Annotated in this window: 17 protein-coding genes; 11 read left to right on the top strand and 6 right to left on the bottom strand. The window is 60.6% G+C overall.

Translation table 11 applies throughout. From position 1 onward, the window contains the following. Positions 1-262 precede the first annotated feature (262 nt). Positions 263-799 (bottom strand): DUF924 family protein, encoded by a 537-nt coding sequence (locus ACJ8MK_RS03475; RefSeq protein ID WP_234721159.1) that lies wholly within the window; start codon positions 797-799, stop codon positions 263-265. A 157-nt stretch (positions 800-956) separates the two neighbouring features. Between ACJ8MK_RS03475 and moeA the strand changes: the two genes are divergently transcribed. Together moeA and moeB are read left to right on the top strand one after the other, a co-directional pair. Further along, a complete protein-coding gene (gene moeA, locus ACJ8MK_RS03480) occupies positions 957-2,195 on the top strand; it encodes a molybdopterin molybdotransferase MoeA (protein ID WP_253337097.1) in 1,239 nt (412 codons plus the stop codon). Positions 2,196-2,197: 2 nt separating this feature from the next. Further along, positions 2,198-2,953 (top strand): molybdopterin-synthase adenylyltransferase MoeB, encoded by a 756-nt coding sequence (gene moeB, locus ACJ8MK_RS03485; protein ID WP_442517499.1) that lies wholly within the window; start codon positions 2,198-2,200, stop codon positions 2,951-2,953. Positions 2,954-3,004: 51 nt separating this feature from the next. Here moeB and ACJ8MK_RS03490 read toward each other — a convergent pair whose 3' ends face one another. After that, positions 3,005-4,597: an ABC-F family ATPase gene (locus tag ACJ8MK_RS03490; protein ID WP_033637709.1), complete on the bottom strand. Its 1,593-nt coding sequence runs from the start codon at positions 4,595-4,597 to the stop codon at positions 3,005-3,007. A 677-nt stretch (positions 4,598-5,274) separates the two neighbouring features. Between ACJ8MK_RS03490 and ACJ8MK_RS03495 the strand changes: the two genes are divergently transcribed. Continuing rightward, positions 5,275-6,579 carry an MFS transporter gene (locus tag ACJ8MK_RS03495; protein ID WP_047568534.1) on the top strand — a complete coding sequence of 435 codons (1,305 nt, stop codon included), beginning with the start codon at positions 5,275-5,277 and terminating at the stop codon, positions 6,577-6,579. Between the two features lie 22 nt (positions 6,580-6,601). Here the strand turns inward: ACJ8MK_RS03495 and cynR are convergent, their stop codons facing one another. Then, positions 6,602-7,501 (bottom strand): transcriptional regulator CynR, encoded by a 900-nt coding sequence (cynR, locus tag ACJ8MK_RS03500; RefSeq protein WP_039566852.1) that lies wholly within the window; start codon positions 7,499-7,501, stop codon positions 6,602-6,604. A 114-nt stretch (positions 7,502-7,615) separates the two neighbouring features. Here cynR and ACJ8MK_RS03505 point away from each other — a divergent pair, with 114 nt between their 5' ends. Both ACJ8MK_RS03505 and cynS read left to right on the top strand, forming a co-directional pair. After that, positions 7,616-8,269 (top strand): carbonic anhydrase, encoded by a 654-nt coding sequence (locus tag ACJ8MK_RS03505; RefSeq protein ID WP_101427959.1) that lies wholly within the window; start codon positions 7,616-7,618, stop codon positions 8,267-8,269. A gap of 19 nt (positions 8,270-8,288) precedes the next feature. Beyond that, on the top strand, positions 8,289-8,759 hold the full coding sequence (gene cynS, locus ACJ8MK_RS03510; protein WP_033637703.1) for a cyanase: 471 nt from the start codon (positions 8,289-8,291) through the stop codon (positions 8,757-8,759). A gap of 118 nt (positions 8,760-8,877) precedes the next feature. Here the strand turns inward: cynS and ACJ8MK_RS03515 are convergent, their stop codons facing one another. Together ACJ8MK_RS03515 and ACJ8MK_RS03520 are read right to left on the bottom strand one after the other, a co-directional pair. Then, on the bottom strand, positions 8,878-9,375 hold the full coding sequence (locus ACJ8MK_RS03515; RefSeq protein ID WP_033653370.1) for an AAA family ATPase: 498 nt from the start codon (positions 9,373-9,375) through the stop codon (positions 8,878-8,880). A 167-nt stretch (positions 9,376-9,542) separates the two neighbouring features. Continuing rightward, positions 9,543-10,439: a LysR family transcriptional regulator gene (locus ACJ8MK_RS03520; protein ID WP_033637701.1), complete on the bottom strand. Its 897-nt coding sequence runs from the start codon at positions 10,437-10,439 to the stop codon at positions 9,543-9,545. Positions 10,440-10,571: 132 nt separating this feature from the next. Here ACJ8MK_RS03520 and ACJ8MK_RS03525 point away from each other — a divergent pair, with 132 nt between their 5' ends. Continuing rightward, the gene (locus ACJ8MK_RS03525; RefSeq protein WP_033637699.1) at positions 10,572-11,303 is read left to right on the top strand and encodes an isochorismatase family protein; all 732 of its coding nucleotides are present in this window, start codon (positions 10,572-10,574) and stop codon (positions 11,301-11,303) included. A gap of 31 nt (positions 11,304-11,334) precedes the next feature. Here ACJ8MK_RS03525 and ACJ8MK_RS03530 read toward each other — a convergent pair whose 3' ends face one another. After that, the gene (locus tag ACJ8MK_RS03530; RefSeq protein WP_442517500.1) at positions 11,335-11,682 is read right to left on the bottom strand and encodes an antibiotic biosynthesis monooxygenase family protein; all 348 of its coding nucleotides are present in this window, start codon (positions 11,680-11,682) and stop codon (positions 11,335-11,337) included. A 175-nt stretch (positions 11,683-11,857) separates the two neighbouring features. Between ACJ8MK_RS03530 and ACJ8MK_RS03535 the strand changes: the two genes are divergently transcribed. The 5 genes from ACJ8MK_RS03535 (at position 11,858) to ACJ8MK_RS03555 (ending at position 17,589) form a co-directional block, all read left to right on the top strand. Then, on the top strand, positions 11,858-12,541 hold the full coding sequence (locus tag ACJ8MK_RS03535) for an ArsR/SmtB family transcription factor (RefSeq protein ID WP_442517501.1): 684 nt from the start codon (positions 11,858-11,860) through the stop codon (positions 12,539-12,541). Between the two features lie 74 nt (positions 12,542-12,615). Next, on the top strand, positions 12,616-13,323 hold the full coding sequence (locus ACJ8MK_RS03540; RefSeq protein WP_060425565.1) for a glutathione S-transferase N-terminal domain-containing protein: 708 nt from the start codon (positions 12,616-12,618) through the stop codon (positions 13,321-13,323). 131 nt (positions 13,324-13,454) lie between these two features. Then, positions 13,455-14,882 (top strand): alkaline phosphatase, encoded by a 1,428-nt coding sequence (phoA, locus tag ACJ8MK_RS03545; protein WP_033646822.1) that lies wholly within the window; start codon positions 13,455-13,457, stop codon positions 14,880-14,882. Between the two features lie 461 nt (positions 14,883-15,343). After that, positions 15,344-16,924: a malate:quinone oxidoreductase gene (locus ACJ8MK_RS03550; protein ID WP_033637693.1), complete on the top strand. Its 1,581-nt coding sequence runs from the start codon at positions 15,344-15,346 to the stop codon at positions 16,922-16,924. Between the two features lie 206 nt (positions 16,925-17,130). After that, positions 17,131-17,589, top strand: a complete 459-nt coding sequence (locus ACJ8MK_RS03555; protein ID WP_033646824.1) for a helix-turn-helix domain-containing protein — start codon at positions 17,131-17,133, stop codon at positions 17,587-17,589. Positions 17,590-17,625 lie beyond the last annotated feature (36 nt).

Raw genomic sequence — 17,625 nt, forward strand, 5'->3', positions numbered from 1 at the left:
ACAGTGGAAGTACAGCATAACGTCCACGTCCCGCTTTTAGCGTAGTCCGCTTAGACCGTTTCGCACCTTGAAATAGCTTATTGGAATAAAAACAGCAGGTTATAAAAAGCCGTAAACCGCCGATCGTACGGCCGAGATTATTGGTAATTCCGCGTGCGGAAATAGCGGCATGGCGTAAGGAAATAAACGTTCGCGCTGAATAACGCTTATTGCGGCGCCCGGCCTGCTGTTTTTTCCCCGGCCGGGCGCAGATGATCCGAGATTAAAAACCCGATCCGGGCTGCTGTAAAAAAGCCTCTTCTTCCGGCGTGCTGGTGCGCCCCAATATCGCATTGCGATGCGGGTAGCGGCCGAAACGATCGATGATCGCCTTGTGCCGAAGCTCGAACTCCAGCTGGTCGCCGTTATTGAGCTCGGTGTACATCACCAGCGCCTGCTGGTGGATTAGCGGCGATTCCGAATGCATGAACGGCAGATAAAGGAAACCGCGCTGCTCGCGGCTCAGCCGTTCGCACTCGCCGCTGCGGATCGCCTCCTGCGCCAGGATCAGCGCCATGCCGTCGCAGGCGAACGACTGCGGCGTGCCGCGGAACAGGTTGCGGCTGAACTGATCGAGCACGATCACCTCCGCCAGGCGCCCCTCGATGGTGTCGCGCCAGTGCGCCAACTCCCCCGCCGCCGCCGCGCGCCAGATTTCGCCGAAACGGCTGTGCAGCAGACGATCGAAATCGTCGTCCTTTTTGAACCACATGATCGGTTCGATCTCGTCGAACCAGAAGTCGATAACCTGTTTATACATCATGATTCTCCTCTGTTTTACGCAGTTTATACCCGATCGCCCCAGCGCCGCAGTGCGAAAGATGGCGGGCATAACCCGTTCTCCCCCCCGGCGTTCTCTGCCATAATACCCGCACTTTGTCGCTATTTTAGCGCACCCTGATTACGGAGTTCCCTTTATGGATCATTGCCATACTTCCGATCTCATTTCCCTGGAGCAAGCGCTGGAAAAAATGCTCGGGCAGATCGCCCCGCTGCAGCAGACCGAATCCGTCGCCCTGACCGCCGCCGCCGGCCGCATCACCGCCGCGCCGGTGGTCTCGCCGCTCGACGTGCCGCCGTTCGCCAACTCGGCGATGGACGGCTATGCGCTGCGCCTCGCCGATCTGGCGGCCGATGCGCCGCTGCCGGTCGCCGGTAAGGCCTTCGCCGGTGCGCCGTTCGACGGCCAATGGCCAGCCAACAGCTGCGTGCGCATCATGACCGGCGCGCCGATCCCGGCCGGGGCGGACGCGGTAGTGATGCAGGAGCTGGCCGAGGTGAGCGACCAAGGCGTGCGTTTTACCGCGCCGGTTGAAGCCGGACAGAATATCCGTCTGGCGGGTGAAGACATTCGCCGCGGCGCGAGCGTGTTGCCGGCCGGCGTGAAGCTGGGCGCCGCGCAGCTGCCGCTGCTGGCTTCGCTTGGCGTCGCCGAGGTGCAGGTGATGCGTAAGCTGAAGGTGGCGGTGTTCTCCACCGGCGACGAACTGCAGCCGGTCGGCCAGCCGCTGCAGGCGGGCCAAATCTACGACACCAACCGCTTCGCGGTGCGCCTGATGCTGGAACAGCTGGGCTGCGAGGTGCTCGATCTCGGCATTATCCGCGACGATCGCGATGCGCTGCGCGCCGCTTTCGAACGGGCAGACAGCCAGGCCGACGTGGTCATCAGCAGCGGCGGCGTTTCGGTCGGCGAGGCCGACTACACCAAACAAATGCTCGACGAACTGGGCCAGGTCAGCTTCTGGAAGCTGGCGATCAAACCCGGCAAACCCTTCGCCTTCGGCAAACTGGGCCACGCCTGGTTCTGCGGCCTGCCGGGCAACCCGGTTTCCGCCGCCCTGACCTTCTACCAACTGGTGCAACCGCTGCTGGCGAAGCTGGCCGGCCACAGCGACTGGCGCCTGCCGCCGCGCCTGCGCGCACGGGCGCTGACCCCGTTGAAGAAATCGCCGGGCCGCCTCGATTTCCAGCGCGGCGTGTTCAGCAGCAACGCCGCGGGCGAACTGGAGGTCAGCACCACCGGCCACCAGGGCTCGCACGTCTTCAGCTCTTACAGCCAGGGCAACTGCTTCATCGTGCTGGAGCGCGAACGCGGTTCGGTGGCGGTAGGCGAAACGGTGGAGATCGAGCCGTTCAACGCCCTGCTGAGGAGCTGAGCATGCTGCCGGAATTGACCGACGCCGAAGCGCTGCGCTACAACCGCCAGATCGTGCTGCGCGGCTTTGACTTCGACGGCCAGGAGAAGCTGAAGGCAGCCCGCGTGCTGATCGCCGGGCTGGGCGGGCTGGGCTGCGCCGCCGCGCCATATCTGGCAGCGGCCGGCGTCGGCCATCTGGTGCTGGTGGATTTCGACACCGTCTCGCTCTCCAACCTGCAGCGCCAGATCCTGCACCGCGACGATCGCATCGGCCAGAGCAAGGTCGCCTCCGCCAGGCAGGAACTAAGCGCCATCAACCCGCATATCCACATCGACGCGATCGACGGCCGTTTGGAAGATGACGCGGTCGCAGCAGAAATCGCCGCCTGCGATCTGGTGCTGGACTGCACCGACAACGTGGCGGCGCGCGATGCCCTGAATCGCCTGTGCCACGCGCAGCAGAGGCCGCTGGTTTCCGGCGCGGCGATCCGCATGGAAGGCCAGCTCAGCGTGTTCACCTATCAGCCGGGCGAGCCCTGCTACCGCTGCCTGAGCCGGCTGTTCAGCGACAGCGCCCTCACCTGCGTCGAAGCGGGCGTGATGGCGCCGCTGGTCGGCACTATCGGCACCCTGCAGGCGATGGAAGCCATCAAGCTGCTGGCCGACTATGGTCAGCCGCTGCGCGGCAAGCTGTTGATGTTCGATGCGATGAGCATGCAGTTCCGCGAGATGAAGCTGCCGAAGGATCCGCACTGCGAGGTGTGCGGCGAGGAATGACGGATAAAAAAAGGGCGGGATAATTCCCGCCCTGATGCGTTGCCGCGAGGGTTACACGATGCCCTGGCTGCGCAGATAGTCTTCGTAGTTGCCGGTAAAGTCGATCACCTTGTTCGGGGTGATTTCCAGAATGCGCGTCGCCAGCGAGCTGACGAACTCACGGTCGTGGGAGACGAAGATCAGCGTGCCTTCGTACATCTCCAGCGCCATGTTCAGCGATTCAATGGATTCCATATCCAGGTGGTTGGTCGGTTCGTCCATCACCAGAATATTCGGGCGCTGCATCATCAGCTTGCCGAACAACATGCGGCCCTTCTCACCGCCGGACAGCACCTTCACTTTCTTCTTGATGTCGTCCTGGCTGAACAGTAAACGGCCCAGCACGCTGCGCACCGCCTGCTCGTCGTCTTTTTCCTGCTTCCACTGGCTCATCCAGTCGAACACGGTCAGGGTATCGTCGAACTCGTATTCGTGATCCTGCGCGTAGTAACCGATACGGGCGTTTTCCGACCACTTCACGGTGCCGCTGTCCGGCTGCGCGTCGCCCACCAGCGTTTTCAGCAGGGTGGTTTTACCGATGCCGTTGGCACCCAGCACCGCAACCTTCTCACCCACTTCCACCATCAGGTTCAGCTTGCTGAACAGCGGGCCGTTGTCGAAGCCCTTGGTGAGCGCTTCCACTTCCAGCGCGTTACGGAACAGCTTCTTGTCCTGATCGAAACGGATGAACGGGTTCTGGCGGCTGGAGGCCTTCACTTCTTCCAACTGGATCTTGTCGATCTGGCGGGCGCGCGAGGTGGCCTGCTTGGATTTGGAGGCGTTGGCGCTGAAACGGCTGACGAACGATTGCAGCTCGTTGATCTGCGCCTTCTTCTTGGCGTTGTCGGCCAGCAGACGTTCACGCGCCTGGGTGGCGGCGGTCATGTATTCGTCGTAGTTGCCAGGATAAACGCGCAGTTCGCCGTAGTCCAGATCCGCCATGTGGGTGCAGACCATGTTCAGGAAGTGACGGTCGTGCGAGATGATGATCATGGTGCTGTTGCGTTCGTTCAGCACCTGCTCCAGCCAGCGAATGGTATCGATGTCCAGGTTGTTGGTCGGTTCGTCGAGCAGCAGGATTTCCGGATCGGAGAACAGCGCCTGCGCCAGCAACACGCGCAGCTTCCAGCCCGGCGCGATTTCGCTCATCGGGCCATAGTGCTGTTCCACCGGAATGCCGACGCCAAGCAGCAGTTCGCCGGCGCGCGCTTCGGCGGTGTAACCGTCCATCTCGCCGTAGGCGACTTCCAGATCGGCCACTTTATAGCCGTCTTCTTCGCTCATCTCCGCCATGGCGTAGATGCGGTCGCGCTCTTCCTTCACCGCCCACAGCTCGGTATGGCCCATGATCACGGTGTCCAGCACGCTGTACTGTTCGAAGGCGAACTGATCCTGACGCAGTTTACCCAGGCGCTCGTTCGGATCGAGGAACACGTTGCCGCCGGTCGGCGCCAAATCGCCGCCGAGGATTTTCATAAAGGTGGACTTGCCGCAGCCGTTGGCGCCGATCAGGCCATAACGGTTGCCGCCGCCGAATTTAACAGAGATGTTTTCAAACAACGGCTTGCTGCCGAACTGCATGGTGATGTTGTTGGTGCTTAACACAGCGCTCGCTCTTTATACATAGGGAATGTGATTTGGCGCGCATTATGCCACAACGGGGTTAAGAGATCGCGGGAAGTTTTGGTGACATTTTGAGCGGTGACGACGAATGAGTCATAGTTGGGTTGAATAACACCGATAAAATTCACGGCGAGATTTCACGCAGCAAGCCGTACAATATTTGAAACCAATTCGCCAAATATATTAATTAAACTTAAAAATGACATTTATTCTCCTCAGAACTGCCCCAGGCACGAATAAATCGTATCTGTTCACCTTATGAAAATCATTAATACAGCCAATACGTCTCTATTTAATTCTAGTTTTTTCCGACTATCGCCACACATTCTGCTATACGCGACATTTTGTGACCGCCTTCTTAAATACCAAGGTTTTTTAGAGGATTAATGCGTTACAGCTCACTAAATCGACATGGCACATTCGTTCCAGCTGAAGAAAAAATCAAATAAAAACAATTAAATACAGAAAGATGTGAAAATCAAACCACCGTTATCCCGCTAACTACTCTCATATTGCATATGATTGTACATACAAGTATATGTAAACGTGACGTTGCCGTTTTGTTGGCGTTTCGGGGCTCGGTTATCGCCGCCCCGGATAACGCCACCCCGGCCAGAAAATAATAACAACACACCGTCCACCTATCGCGAGAGACAACGATGAACACTGCTGAAAACGCATTGCCCAAAAGCCAAACGGCGCAGAAGGGCGCGGTAAATTACAAAGTCATTGTCGGCGCCAGCCTGGGCAACGGCCTGGAGATTTTCGACTTCACCGTCTACAGCTTCTTTGCCGCCATTATCGGCAAACTCTATTTTCCCAGCGACAGCGCCTACGGCTCCTTGTTGATGTCGGTGGCGGTGTTCGGCGTCGGCTTTATCATGCGCCCGCTGGGCAGCATGGTGCTGGGTGCCTATGCCGATCGGGTCGGCCGCAAGGCCGCCATGCTGATGACCATCGTGCTGATGGGCGTCGGTACCGCGCTGATCGCCTTCGCGCCCACCCATGCGCAAATCGGCGTTCTGGCGCCGGTGCTGATCGTGGTTGGCCGCCTGATTCAGGGGTTTGCCGCCGGCGGTGAAGTGGGCTCGGCCACCACGCTGCTGCTGGAGTCGGCAGGGGCCAACCAACGCGGCTTCTTCGTCAGCTGGCAGGCGATAAGCCAGGGCATCAGCGCCCTGCTTGGCGCCTCTTTAGGCCTGGCGCTCACCTATTTTCTGCCGGAGCAGGCACTGTATGCCTGGGGCTGGCGCGTGCCGTTCATCATCGGTTTGTTGATCATTCCCGTCGGCATCTATATTCGCAAACATCTGGAAGAGACCTACAGTGGAGAGGCGCCGGCTCACGCGCGGCCGCCGCTGAATCCGGTATGGGATCTGGTGAGCAATCATGCCAAAGATCTGTTGCTGGGCGTATTGATCATCATGTCCGGCACCGTGATGGTCTACGTGGTGCTGCTGTATATGCCGACCTACATGATGCAGACCTATCACATCGCCGGCCCGACCGCCTACCTGTTCAGCTGTATCGCCTCTGTGGTACAGATCATCGCGGTCTATTGCGCAGGCCGTTACGTCGATCGGGTGCAGAACTACAAAAGGCCGCTGCTGTTCTCAATCTTTGCAGCACTGATCCTGATTTACCCGACCTTCTGGTTCCTCAGCGCCACGCAAACCCTGTGGCTGGCGATCGTTTTCCGCATCCTGCTGATCGGCGCACTGGGCATCAACATGCTGGCCAGCACTATGCTGATCGTCTCGGCGCTGCCGCGCCACGTGCGCGCCACCGGCACCTCGATGATCTACGCCTTTGGCGTGACGCTGTTCGGCGGATCGGCGCAGTTGGTCGTCACCTGGCTGCTGGACGTCAGCGGCAATCCGATGGCGCCGGCGTGGTACGTCACCGGCATGTTGACCGTCAGCCTGATCGCCACTCTGCTGTTCCGCGAACGTCATAAAGAATAGCGCCTGCTGCCGGGCCGTGCGGCTATCGGCTGCCCGGCGCCGGCGTAATGCCCTGTTCCTGCAAGAGGGCGATAAACGCCTGCGCGGCGGCGCTGCGGTAAGCGCCTTTACGCTGCAGCCATACCGCCTGCCGCACCGGCATGGCGTTGGCCAAAGCCACTTTTTTCAACTGCCGGTTCTCGCGCGCAATGGCGGCCGGCAGCAGCGTGGCGAGCTGCCCGCGCCGCACGATCTCGACGATGGCGCCCAGCGCATTGGCCTCCACCGCCACCTGCGGCCGGAAACCCAGCTGCGTGCAGTAGCGATCGATAAACTGGCGCGTGGCGAAGTCGCCGCTCAGCAAGGCCAGCGGCAGATGTTGCCACTCCGCCAGCGTCAGCGGCCGGCGATGAGATGCCAAGGGATGATCGGTGCCGACCATCAGCTCCAGCGACTCATTGAACAACGGCGCCGCTTCCACCTCCGCCGACTGCGCCATCTCGAAGGCAATGCCCAGATCCAGCCTATCCTGCGCCAGCAGCGCCTCCATTCGCTCTTGCGCCATCTCTTCAATGCTCAGCGTAATCCCCGGATAGCGGCGGTAGAAGGCATCGACCGCCGGCCCCACCAGATAGGCGGTGAACGTGGGGGTCATCGCCAGCCGCAAATGGCCGCGCGCCAGCGTCGCCACGTCATGGATCGCCCGCGCGCCGGCATCCAGATCCTGCAGCGCCAAGCGCGCATAGCGCATCCACGCCTCACCGGCGTCGGTCAGGCGCACGGCTCTGCCGCTGCGATCGAACAGCGGCGCTCCCAATGTGTCTTCCAGCTGCTTGATCTGTTGCGACAGCGTCGGTTGCGAGACGTGCAGCGCTTCGGCGGCGCGGGTGAAGTTGCCCTGTTCGGCAACGGCCAGAAAATAACGGATGTGTCGCAGCAGCATAACGCCCCAGCTATTATTAAAACCTATAGCTGGCATTATAAATGGGTCTTAGACCCTATAGCCAGAAGCGTTCATCATGCCGCCATCGCATAACGACACCCAATGGAGAAACGGATGAAAGAGGTGATTGAAGGCTTCCTGAAGTTCCAGCGCGAAGCCTTTGTTGAACGCACGGCGCTGTTTCAGCAGTTGGCGACCCGCCAAAACCCGCGCACCCTGTTTATCTCATGTTCCGACAGCCGTCTGGTGCCGGAGCTTGTCACCCAGCGCGAGCCGGGCGATCTGTTCGTGATCCGCAATGCCGGCAACATCGTGCCTTCTTTCGGCCCCGAACCCGGCGGGGTTACCGCCTCGGTCGAGTACGCCGTCGCCGCGCTGGGCGTGGAAGATATCGTGATCTGCGGCCATTCCGACTGCGGCGCAATGACCGCCATCGCCACCTGCCAGTGTCTGGACCACCTGCCCACGGTCGCTGGCTGGCTGCGTTACGCCGATTCCGCGAAGGCGGTCAATCAGGCTTATCCGCACGCTTCCAAAGAGGCGCGGGTCGCATCGATGGTGCGCGAAAACGTCATCGCCCAGCTCAACAACATCAAAACGCACCCTTCCGTCGCCCTGGCGCTGGATCAGGGACGCCTGACGCTGCACGGTTGGGTCTATGACATCGCCAGCGGCGCTATCGACGCGCTGGACGGCGAAACCCGCCGCTTCGTGCCGCTCGCCACCCATCCCGAGGTGACCGCCACCCCGGCGCTCGCCCGTTTTTAAGTCAACAAAAGGAGCTAACATGACACACTCTCTGCACAACGCCGCCCCGCGCGCAGCGCTCACCGACACCATCATGGCCGCCAAGATCCGCCATAACCTGACTTTCGACGCGCTGGCTGAGGGCACCGGACTCAGCCTGGCGTTCGTCACCGCCGCGCTGCTGGGGCAGCATGCGTTGCCGGAACAAGCGGCACGCACCGTGGCGGCCAAGCTCGGGCTGGACGAAGAGGCGGTACAGCTGCTGCAAACCATCCCGTTGCGCGGCAGCATTCCCGGCGGCGTGCCGACCGATCCGACCATTTATCGCTTCTATGAAATGCTGCAGGTTTACGGCTCCACGCTGAAAGCGCTGGTGCACGAGCAGTTCGGCGACGGCATCATCAGCGCCATCAACTTCAAGCTGGATATCAAGAAGGTGGCCGATCCGGAAGGCGGCGAACGCGCGGTGATCACCCTGGACGGCAAATACCTGCCGACCAAGCCTTTCTAATCTACTTCCGCGCCATCGCCTTCCAGGGCGCGCTGCCGTGCGCGGAAGTCGCCTTCCACAACGCGTTTAACGCCGAAGCCTAACCCTGTTGTTGCCGGCGCCGTTATGGCGCCGGTTTTCAGTCCTGTTCGCCATAACGCAAGACTGTCATCCCTTCCTCTTCCGCCGGGGGAACAAAGTACTGCGCCAGGCGCTCAAACTCCGCTTCGCTCAGTGTAAACGGGTGCTCGCCGCGCGCGTTTCTCAGCGTTATCCGGCTCAGGCACTGCGCATGGCTGACGTCGAGAAAATGCAGACAGTGCGCAACGCCGGCCTCCTCCGCCAACGCTTTGGCCCAGCGCCGCCTGTCCGGCGTATTCATCGGGAAATCGAGCGCCACGGACCAGCCGCCGCGCAGCAGCTGAACGAGGTGCCCGCCCAGCGCCCGCCGCAACCGGTCGGAACAGCGCGCATAGTCTTGCAGGCTGGTCATCTCCTGTTCATACAGCGTCGCCAGCCACGCATCTTCGACCAGCAACAGCGTTTGCGGTTGCTGCGCCAAACGCTGCGCCAGCGTCGATTTGCCTGCGCCGGCCTTGCCGCACATCAGGTGTAAAACTGCAGGGTAGGTTTTCATGACGCTCTCCGGTCGTTGCCGGAAGGGGATAAAAAACCCGCCTGCCGGCGGGTTTTTATTGGCGACACACGCGCTATCCCACCCTTTGGAGAAGGGTGATAATAATTTGCGCGAATGGACGGTAGGATTTTTTCATAGCTAATGAATATGACAATCGTGCGCCGTTGTCAATTCGCCGTCATCAATCCCTGTTCTCGCACAAACTCGGTGAATAAACTCACTTTCTGCTGCACATGCCGGCGCGTCGGGTAAACCGCAAAAACCTGATGCACGTCGGCAATCTGTTCAGGGAACAGCCGCACCAGCCTGCCGGCGGCGATTTCGGGATCCGCCACGAACGACGGCAGCGAACCGATGCCCAGTCCCGCCACCAGCATATCCCGCAGCATCAGGCTGTTGTTGGCGATCAACCGGGGAGTGAACGTCACGCTCAGGCTCTCCTCGCCGGCGGTGAACTGCCACTGCCCCGGCCTTTCCGCCAGGGAATAGGCCAGACAGCTGTGTCGCTGCAATTCATTCGGCGTTTGCGGCACGCCGTGCTGCGCCAAATAGCCGGGCGCGGCGCAAATTCGCTGGTGCACTTCACCCAGCGCCCGGGCGCTGAGGGAAGAATCCGGCAGCCGTCGGCGAATGCGCAAGGAAATATCGAAACCGGCCGCCACCACGTCCAATACCCTGTCGTCGAGCGTCAGCTCCACCTGCAGCTGCGGGTAACGTTGCATAAACGGCGGCAGCAGTGGCGACAACACCGTCAGGCCGAACGAAAGCGGCGCATTGACCCGCAGCGTGCCGGAGACCTGCTGCGCGCTGGCGGCAACCGTCTGCTCCAGCGCGTCGAACTCGCCGAGCAACCGACAGGCTTCCTGGTAATAGAGCTGCCCGGCTTCGGTCAGGCTCATGCTACGGGTAGTACGCACCAGCAACAGCGTCCCCAACCGGTTTTCCAACTGCTTAATCTGCTTGCTCAACGCCGCCGGCGTGATCGCCAGATCCTCCGCCGCCTTATAAAAACTGTTGCGCTCAACCACGCGACGAAAGGCGCGCATCGTCAGTAGCACGTCCATATTATGTCCTGATAGTTAATTATAAATTCAATAAAACACAGATTATTAACTTCAACAACCTCAGTAGACTTTATTCAACCGCCTCCCTGAGTGAGAGGTGAATTTAATCTACTGATAATCATGGAGTTAATAATGAAAAAGACCCTGTTCGCCCTGATGCTCGGCCTGAGCGCAGCCGCCGCCCCCGTCGCCGCGCTGGCGCAATCCCCCGCCGCCGACAGCCGCCAGGCGGGTTATGTGCAGCCGCTGACCGCCGAGAACAGCCTGTTGCTGTTGGTCGATCTGCAGGACATGTTCGGCATGACCATTTCCTCTATCGATCAAACCAACCTGGTCAATAACGCCGCCGGCATCGCCAAGGCCGCCAAGGTGTTCAACGTGCCGACCATTCTGGCCTCAGCCAACGCCAAAAGCTTCGCCGGGCCGGTATTCCAGCAGGTGACGCAGGCACGCCCGGACCTGCAGGTATACGACCGCACCGCCATCAACGTCTGGCAGGATCGGCGCGTGGTGGATCTGATCAAACAATCCGGCCGCAAGAAAATCATCATCGGCGGGCTGTGGACCGCCAGCTGCGTGATGCTGCCGGCGCTGTCCGCCCTGGGCGAGGGTTATGAGGTTTATATCCTGTCGGACGTCACCGGCGACATTACGCCAGACAGCCAAAACAACGCCATGCAGCGTCTGGTACAGGCGGGCGCCACGCCCATCAACTGGGTGGCGTTGATGCTGGAATGGCAGCAGGACTGGAGCCGCAAAGCCACGGCGGGAGGCGTATTGCAGATCGCCCGCGACCACGGCGCCGCCTGGGGGATGGGCGCCAGCTACGCCGGGGCAATGAAGGTGGGCAGCGAAGCGAAATAACGGACGAAAGCCCGCCGCCGGCGGGCTTTCTTCAGGTGCGGTGATAACAACGGCTATCTTGCGGCGCCTGGTCGCGACTCTCCAGCCCGTAGTCCCGCACCACCTCCGCCACCCGCAGCCGATACTGCGCCAGCACCTCGCCACGTCCGCGCGCCTGCGCCGCCCGGTGCTGCTCGAGATTGCGCCACTGCTGCACCGCCGCCTCGTCGCGCCAGAAGGAGAGCGACAGCAGGCGCGCAGGATCGGCCAGGCTTTGAAAGCGCTCGATGGAGATGAATCCGTCGATCTGCGCCAGCAGCGGCTTCAGCTCCGTCGCCAACGCCAGATAGGTATCACGCTGCCCGTCGGCGGCCTGCAGTTCAAAAATCACGGCGATCATTATCGTCTCCTCTCAACGGTAAAACTCAGGTACGCGCGCATTGCAGGAAGGGCGCCACCGCACCGATTCCAACGCCCGCTTATCAATATCCAGCGAACACAGACGCACAGCACCAGAATGCGACAGCCACAGGTTAGCAATGGACGCGCAGTCATACTTCGTCTAACCTCGAAGTATGCATAACATCAACTTAGAAGATCGTTTGGCGGCGCTGAGCGCCGCCATCGCCGACCGCACCCGGGCGCGCATGCTGTGCCTGTTGATGGATGGGCGAGCCTACACCGCCACCGAGCTCAGCGCGGCGGTCGAGGTCGCCCCGTCCACCGCCAGCGCACATCTGGCGAAACTGCTGGAGCAGCGGCTGATCGCCTGCGTCAAACAGGGGCGCTACCGCTATTTTCGGCTGGCCGGGCAACCGGTGGCCGAAGCGCTGGAAGGCCTGATGGCGCTGGCGGGCGTGCCGCGCCCGTCGGTGAAAAGCAGCACGCCCACCACGCTGCAATATGCCCGCACCTGCTACGACCATATGGCGGGCGAGGTGGCGGTGAAACTGCACGATCGGCTGCATGCGCTGAACTGGCTGAGCGGTGAGGAAGACTACCGCTTAAGCGACGCCGGTCAGGCCGCGCTGGCGCGGCTGGGCGTCGATTGCTCCCCCGCCCCCACCCGCCGCCGCTTCGCCTGCGGCTGCCTGGACTGGAGCGAACGCCGCTCTCACCTCGGTGGCGCGCTGGGTGCCGCGCTGTTGGCCGCCTTTATCCACCGCGGCTGGATCGTCCGCCGGCTCGACAGCCGCGAGTTGCAGCTGACCCCTGCCGGTAAAAAAGCGCTGGCAGCACATTTTGAGCTCACGGTGTAACCCGGCGGCGGGGTAGTTTTACTGCAATACTCAAGGGGTACGCTTAAGCCACCCCGCCAATCCGAGGAGTTTCCATGCTCGATTCCACCCAATTCCCGATCGTCAAACGCTGGCCGGCTCAGCATCCTGAAAGGCTGCAGCTCTATTCCCTGCCGACGCCGAACGGCGTCAAAGTGTCCATCATGCTGGAAGAGATCGGCCTGCCCTATGAAGCGCACCTGATCGACATCGGCAACAACGAAACCTGGACGCCGGAATTCCTGGCGCTGAACCCGAACGGCAAGATCCCGGCGATCATCGATCCCGACGGCCCCGGCGGCCGGCCGCTGCCGCTGTTCGAATCCGGCGCCATTCTGCTCTACCTGGCGGAAAAGAGCGGCCGTTTCCTGCCGCAGGATCCGGCGCAGCGTTACGAAACCATTCAGTGGGTGTTCTTCCAGATGGCCGCCGTCGGCCCGATGTTCGGCCAGCTCGGTTTCTTCCACAAATTCGCCGGGCGCGAGTATGAAGATAAGCGGCCGCTGGAGCGCTACAAAAACGAATCGAAACGCCTGCTCGGCGTGCTGGAAACGCGCCTGGAAGGCCGCGACTGGATCATGGGCTCGGACTACACCATCGCCGATATCTCGCTGCTGGGCTGGGTGCGCAACCTGATCGGCTTCTATGAGGCGCGCGAACTGGTAGAGTTCGACAGTTTCCCCCGCGTCGCGCAGTGGCTGGAGCGCGGTCTGGCGCGGCCGGCGGTGCAGCGTGGGCTCACTATACCGGCGCGCGCGGCCTGATCGTCAAACGGGATGGCCGCCGGGCCGTCCCGCATTCCGCTGTCATAAAATTGTCATCCCTCTGCTCTACTCTCCTTACGTAACAATTTGATGTTATTTACATTGTTGTATTACGACAAGGAGCTTGCCCCATGCAACCTGCTGTATCCCTGATCGCCGGCGCCGTGCTGTCCGCCCTGCTCTGTTCCTCCGCCATCGCGGCGGAAACCTCGGCCAATGCCGATGGCCTGACCGAGCGCGCCGCGCGCGGCACCCTCACCGAACCGGGCGGCGCCCGTCGTCTGGCCGGCGATCAGACCGCCGCGCTGAAGGCGTCGCTGTCGGACAAAACGGTGAAAAACGTGATCCTGCTGATTGGCGACGGCATGGGAGATTCCGAGATCACCGCCGCCCGCAACTATGCCGAGGGCGCAGGCGGTTACTTCAAGGGCATCGACGCCCTGCCGCTGACCGGGCAATACACCCACTACTCGCTGGACAAGAAAACCCACAAACCGGATTACGTGACCGACTCCGCCGCTTCCGCCACCGCCTGGGCCACCGGGGTGAAAACCTATAACGGCGCGCTCGGCGTGGACGTGAACGGCAAAGACCAGCCGACGCTGCTGGAGATCGCCAAGGCGGCCGGCAAGGCCACCGGCAACGTCTCCACCGCCGAACTGCAGGACGCCACGCCGGCGGCGCTGGTGTCGCACGTTACCTCGCGCAAATGCTACGGCCCGGAGGAAACCAGCGAGAAATGCGCCGCTAACGCGCTGGAAAACGGCGGCCGCGGTTCCATCACCGAGCAGTTGCTGAAAACCCGTGCCGACGTCACGCTGGGCGGCGGCGCGAAATCCTTCAACCAACTGGCGAAAAGCGGCGAATGGCAAGGAAAATCGCTGAAAGATCAAGCGGCGGCGCAAGGTTATCAGTGGGTGAGCAACGCGGATGAACTGCAGGCCGTTACCCTGGCCAATCAGCAAAAACCGCTGCTGGGCCTGTTCGCCGACGGCAACATGCCGGTGCGCTGGCTGGGGCCGAAAGCCAGCTATCACGGCAACCTCGACAAACCGGCGGTGACCTGCGAAAACAACCCGGCGCGCACCGCGGCCACGCCAACGCTGGCGGCGATGACCGAAAAAGCGATCGCGCTGCTGAAAGACAACCCGAACGGCTTCTTCCTGCAGGTAGAGGGCGCGTCGATCGATAAGCAGGATCACGCCGCCAACCCGTGCGGGCAGATTGGTGAGACCGTCGATCTGGACGAGGCGGTGCAAAAAGCGCTGGCCTTCGCCCGCGCCGACGGCAACACGCTGGTGATCGTCACCGCCGACCACGCGCACTCCAGCCAGATCGTCGCCGCCGACGCCAAAGCGCCGGGCCTGACCCAGACACTGACCACCAAAGACGGCGCGCCGATGACCCTCAGCTACGGCAACTCGGAAGAGGAATCGCAGGGGCACACCGGCACCCAGCTGCGCGTCGCGGCCTACGGCCCGCACGCCGCCAACGTGGTGGGGTTGACCGATCAGACCGATCTGTTCTTCACCATGCGCGATGCGATGGGCATCAAGTAACCGCCATGTGAATCCTGGCCGCCCGCAACGGCGGCCGTTTATTATTGGTTACCGATGCGTATTTGCAATTTAACCGCAATTATTGTGTGATAACGAAATAACGTTTAATTACGCGACAATTAGCCCCTGAAAATAACGCGGTTATATGGCCTTACTCCCCTCTCTGTTTATTCCTGCGACAGCAACCGGCCTATTTTTGCTTATATTCATTTTTTTTAGTTACAAAAGTAGTTTTTAACATTCTCGCAAACAATAATACCCCTCCAGTAACGTGAACCGATCAATTTGCATCCGGACGGCCTGCAATAGTTCACTTTTCGTTAAAAACCCTATTAACAAAAAGGCATTATCGCTGCCTATCGGCTCACGCCGGGCGGTCGGCTTCACTATTTTCCAGGGTAACTCCCGCTAAATTCTTTCACCTGCAATGAGTAGAATTTACACACAAGAGATTTAATTCAATGAGAAAATTACTCGTCCTGATTTTCAGCCTCAGCCTGTTTAGCGTTACGCAGCAGGCAGCGGCTGAAGAGAAGAATAAAACCGTCGACGTGGTGTTGATCGGCGGCGGCATTATGAGCGCCACCTTGGGCACCTATCTGCATGAGCTGGAGCCGACCTGGACCATCGACATGTACGAGCGCATGAACGGCGTGGCGGAAGAGAGCTCCAACGGCTGGAACAACGCCGGCACCGGCCACTCCGCCTTCAGCGAAATGAACTACACGCCGGAAAAAGCCGATGGCACCATCGACATCAGCAAGGCGGTGAAGGTCAACGAGTCTTTCGAAATCTCTCGCCAGTTCTGGTCTTATCAGGTGAAAAACAATGTCCTGAAAGATCCGAAATCCTTCATTAACAGCGTGCCGCACATGAGCTTCGTGTGGGGCGACGACAACGTCAACTTCCTGCGTAAACGCTACGCGGCGCTGCAGCACAGCACCCTGTTCCGCGGCATGGAATACTCCGAAGATCCTGCGCAAATCAAACAGTGGGCGCCACTGGTGATGAACGGCCGCGATCCGGCGCAGAAAATCGCCGCGACCCGCATGCCGCTGGGTACCGACGTCAACTTCGGCGTGATCACCCATCAGCTGGTTGACGCGCTGAGCACCAGCGACAAGTTCAAGCTGAACCTGAGCCACGAAGTGCGCGACATCAAGCGCAACGCCGATCAGACCTGGAGCGTGACCGTTGCCGATCTGAACCGCGACGGTAAAGAAACCACCGTTAACGCCAAGTTCGTGTTCATCGGCGCAGGCGGCGCCTCCCTGACCCTGCTGCAGAAATCCGGCATCCCTGAAGCCGACGGCTACGGCGGCTTCCCGGTCGGCGGCCAGTTCCTGGTCACCACCAACCCGGCGATCGCCAACCAGCACCTGGCCAAAGTGTATGGCCTGGCCAGCGTAGGTTCGCCGCCGATGTCCGTGCCGCACCTGGATACCCGCATGCTGGACGGCAAGCGCGTGCTGCTGTTCGGGCCATTCGCCACCTTCTCCAGCAAGTTCCTGAAGAACGGTTCGCTGTTCGATCTGCTGCACTCGCTGAGCACCTCGAACCTGATGCCGATGACCCACGTCGGTCTGGATAACTTCGATCTGGTGAAATACCTGGTCGGCCAGCTGATGATGAACGACGACGATCGCTTCGCCGCGCTGAAAGAGTACTTCCCGGACGCCAAGCAGGAAGACTGGAAGCTGTGGACCGCAGGCCAGCGCGTGCAGATCATCAAGAAAGACGCGGATAAAGGCGGAGTGCTGCAGTTCGGCACCGAAGTCGTCAGCTCTGAAGACGGCAGCATCGCCGCTCTGCTGGGCGCGTCACCGGGCGCTTCCACCGCTGCGCCGATCATGCTGCACCTGATGGAAACCGTGTTCAAAGACAAAGTGGCGACGCCGGAATGGCAGAGCAAACTGAAAGAGATCATCCCGTCCTACGGCCACAAGCTGAACGGCGATATCGAGATGACCAACAAGATCCGCGGCTACACCAGCAGCGTGCTGGGTCTGAACTACATTGAAGTGAAACCGGAAACCAACTGATTTTCCACTCGTTTCCTGCTGGAAAGGCCGCTTTATGCGGCCTTTCTTTTATCCCCCTGCGATTCAAAGAGCATTTTTGGTCACCTTTTTCCCCCCGGTTTACCCTTGCGTAACGGCGCACTCGCGCCTATTATCAAAGTATATTCTTGGATAATTAAGCTAAGTCACTGTGACCTGAATGTCGTTTTTGCGGGAGAACTAAAACCATGGATCGCGTCAATATCATTCACGATTTACTAGACTGGATTGAAACTCATCTGGACCAGCCGCTGCTGCTGGATAACGTCGCCGCCAAGTCGGGCTACTCCAAATGGCACCTGCAGCGCATGTTCCGCAGCACCACCGGCCACGCGCTCGGCAGCTATATCCGCGAGCGGCGCCTGTCGCAGGCGGCGCAGGCGCTGCGCTCCACCCCGCGCCCGATCCTGGATATCGCCCTGCAATACCATTTCGATTCTCAGCCTTCGTTCTCACGCGCCTTCAAGAAACAGTTCGGCAAAACCCCGGCGGTGTATCGCCGCACCACCCGCTGGGACGTGGCGGAATGGCCGGCGCAGCCGGTGGAAGTGGAGGCCGAGCCACGCCACGATGCCCCCACGCTGCCTCGTTGGTATGCAGGCAAACCGCCGGAAGGCGTTTGCACCACCTGGATGGGGCTGCGCTGATAAACGCGGCATAACACGTAAAAAGGGTTCAGTTCT

Source organism: Serratia sp. CY38905, assembly GCF_052168875.1.
GTDB classification, from domain to species: Bacteria; Pseudomonadota; Gammaproteobacteria; order Enterobacterales; family Enterobacteriaceae; genus Serratia; species Serratia sarumanii.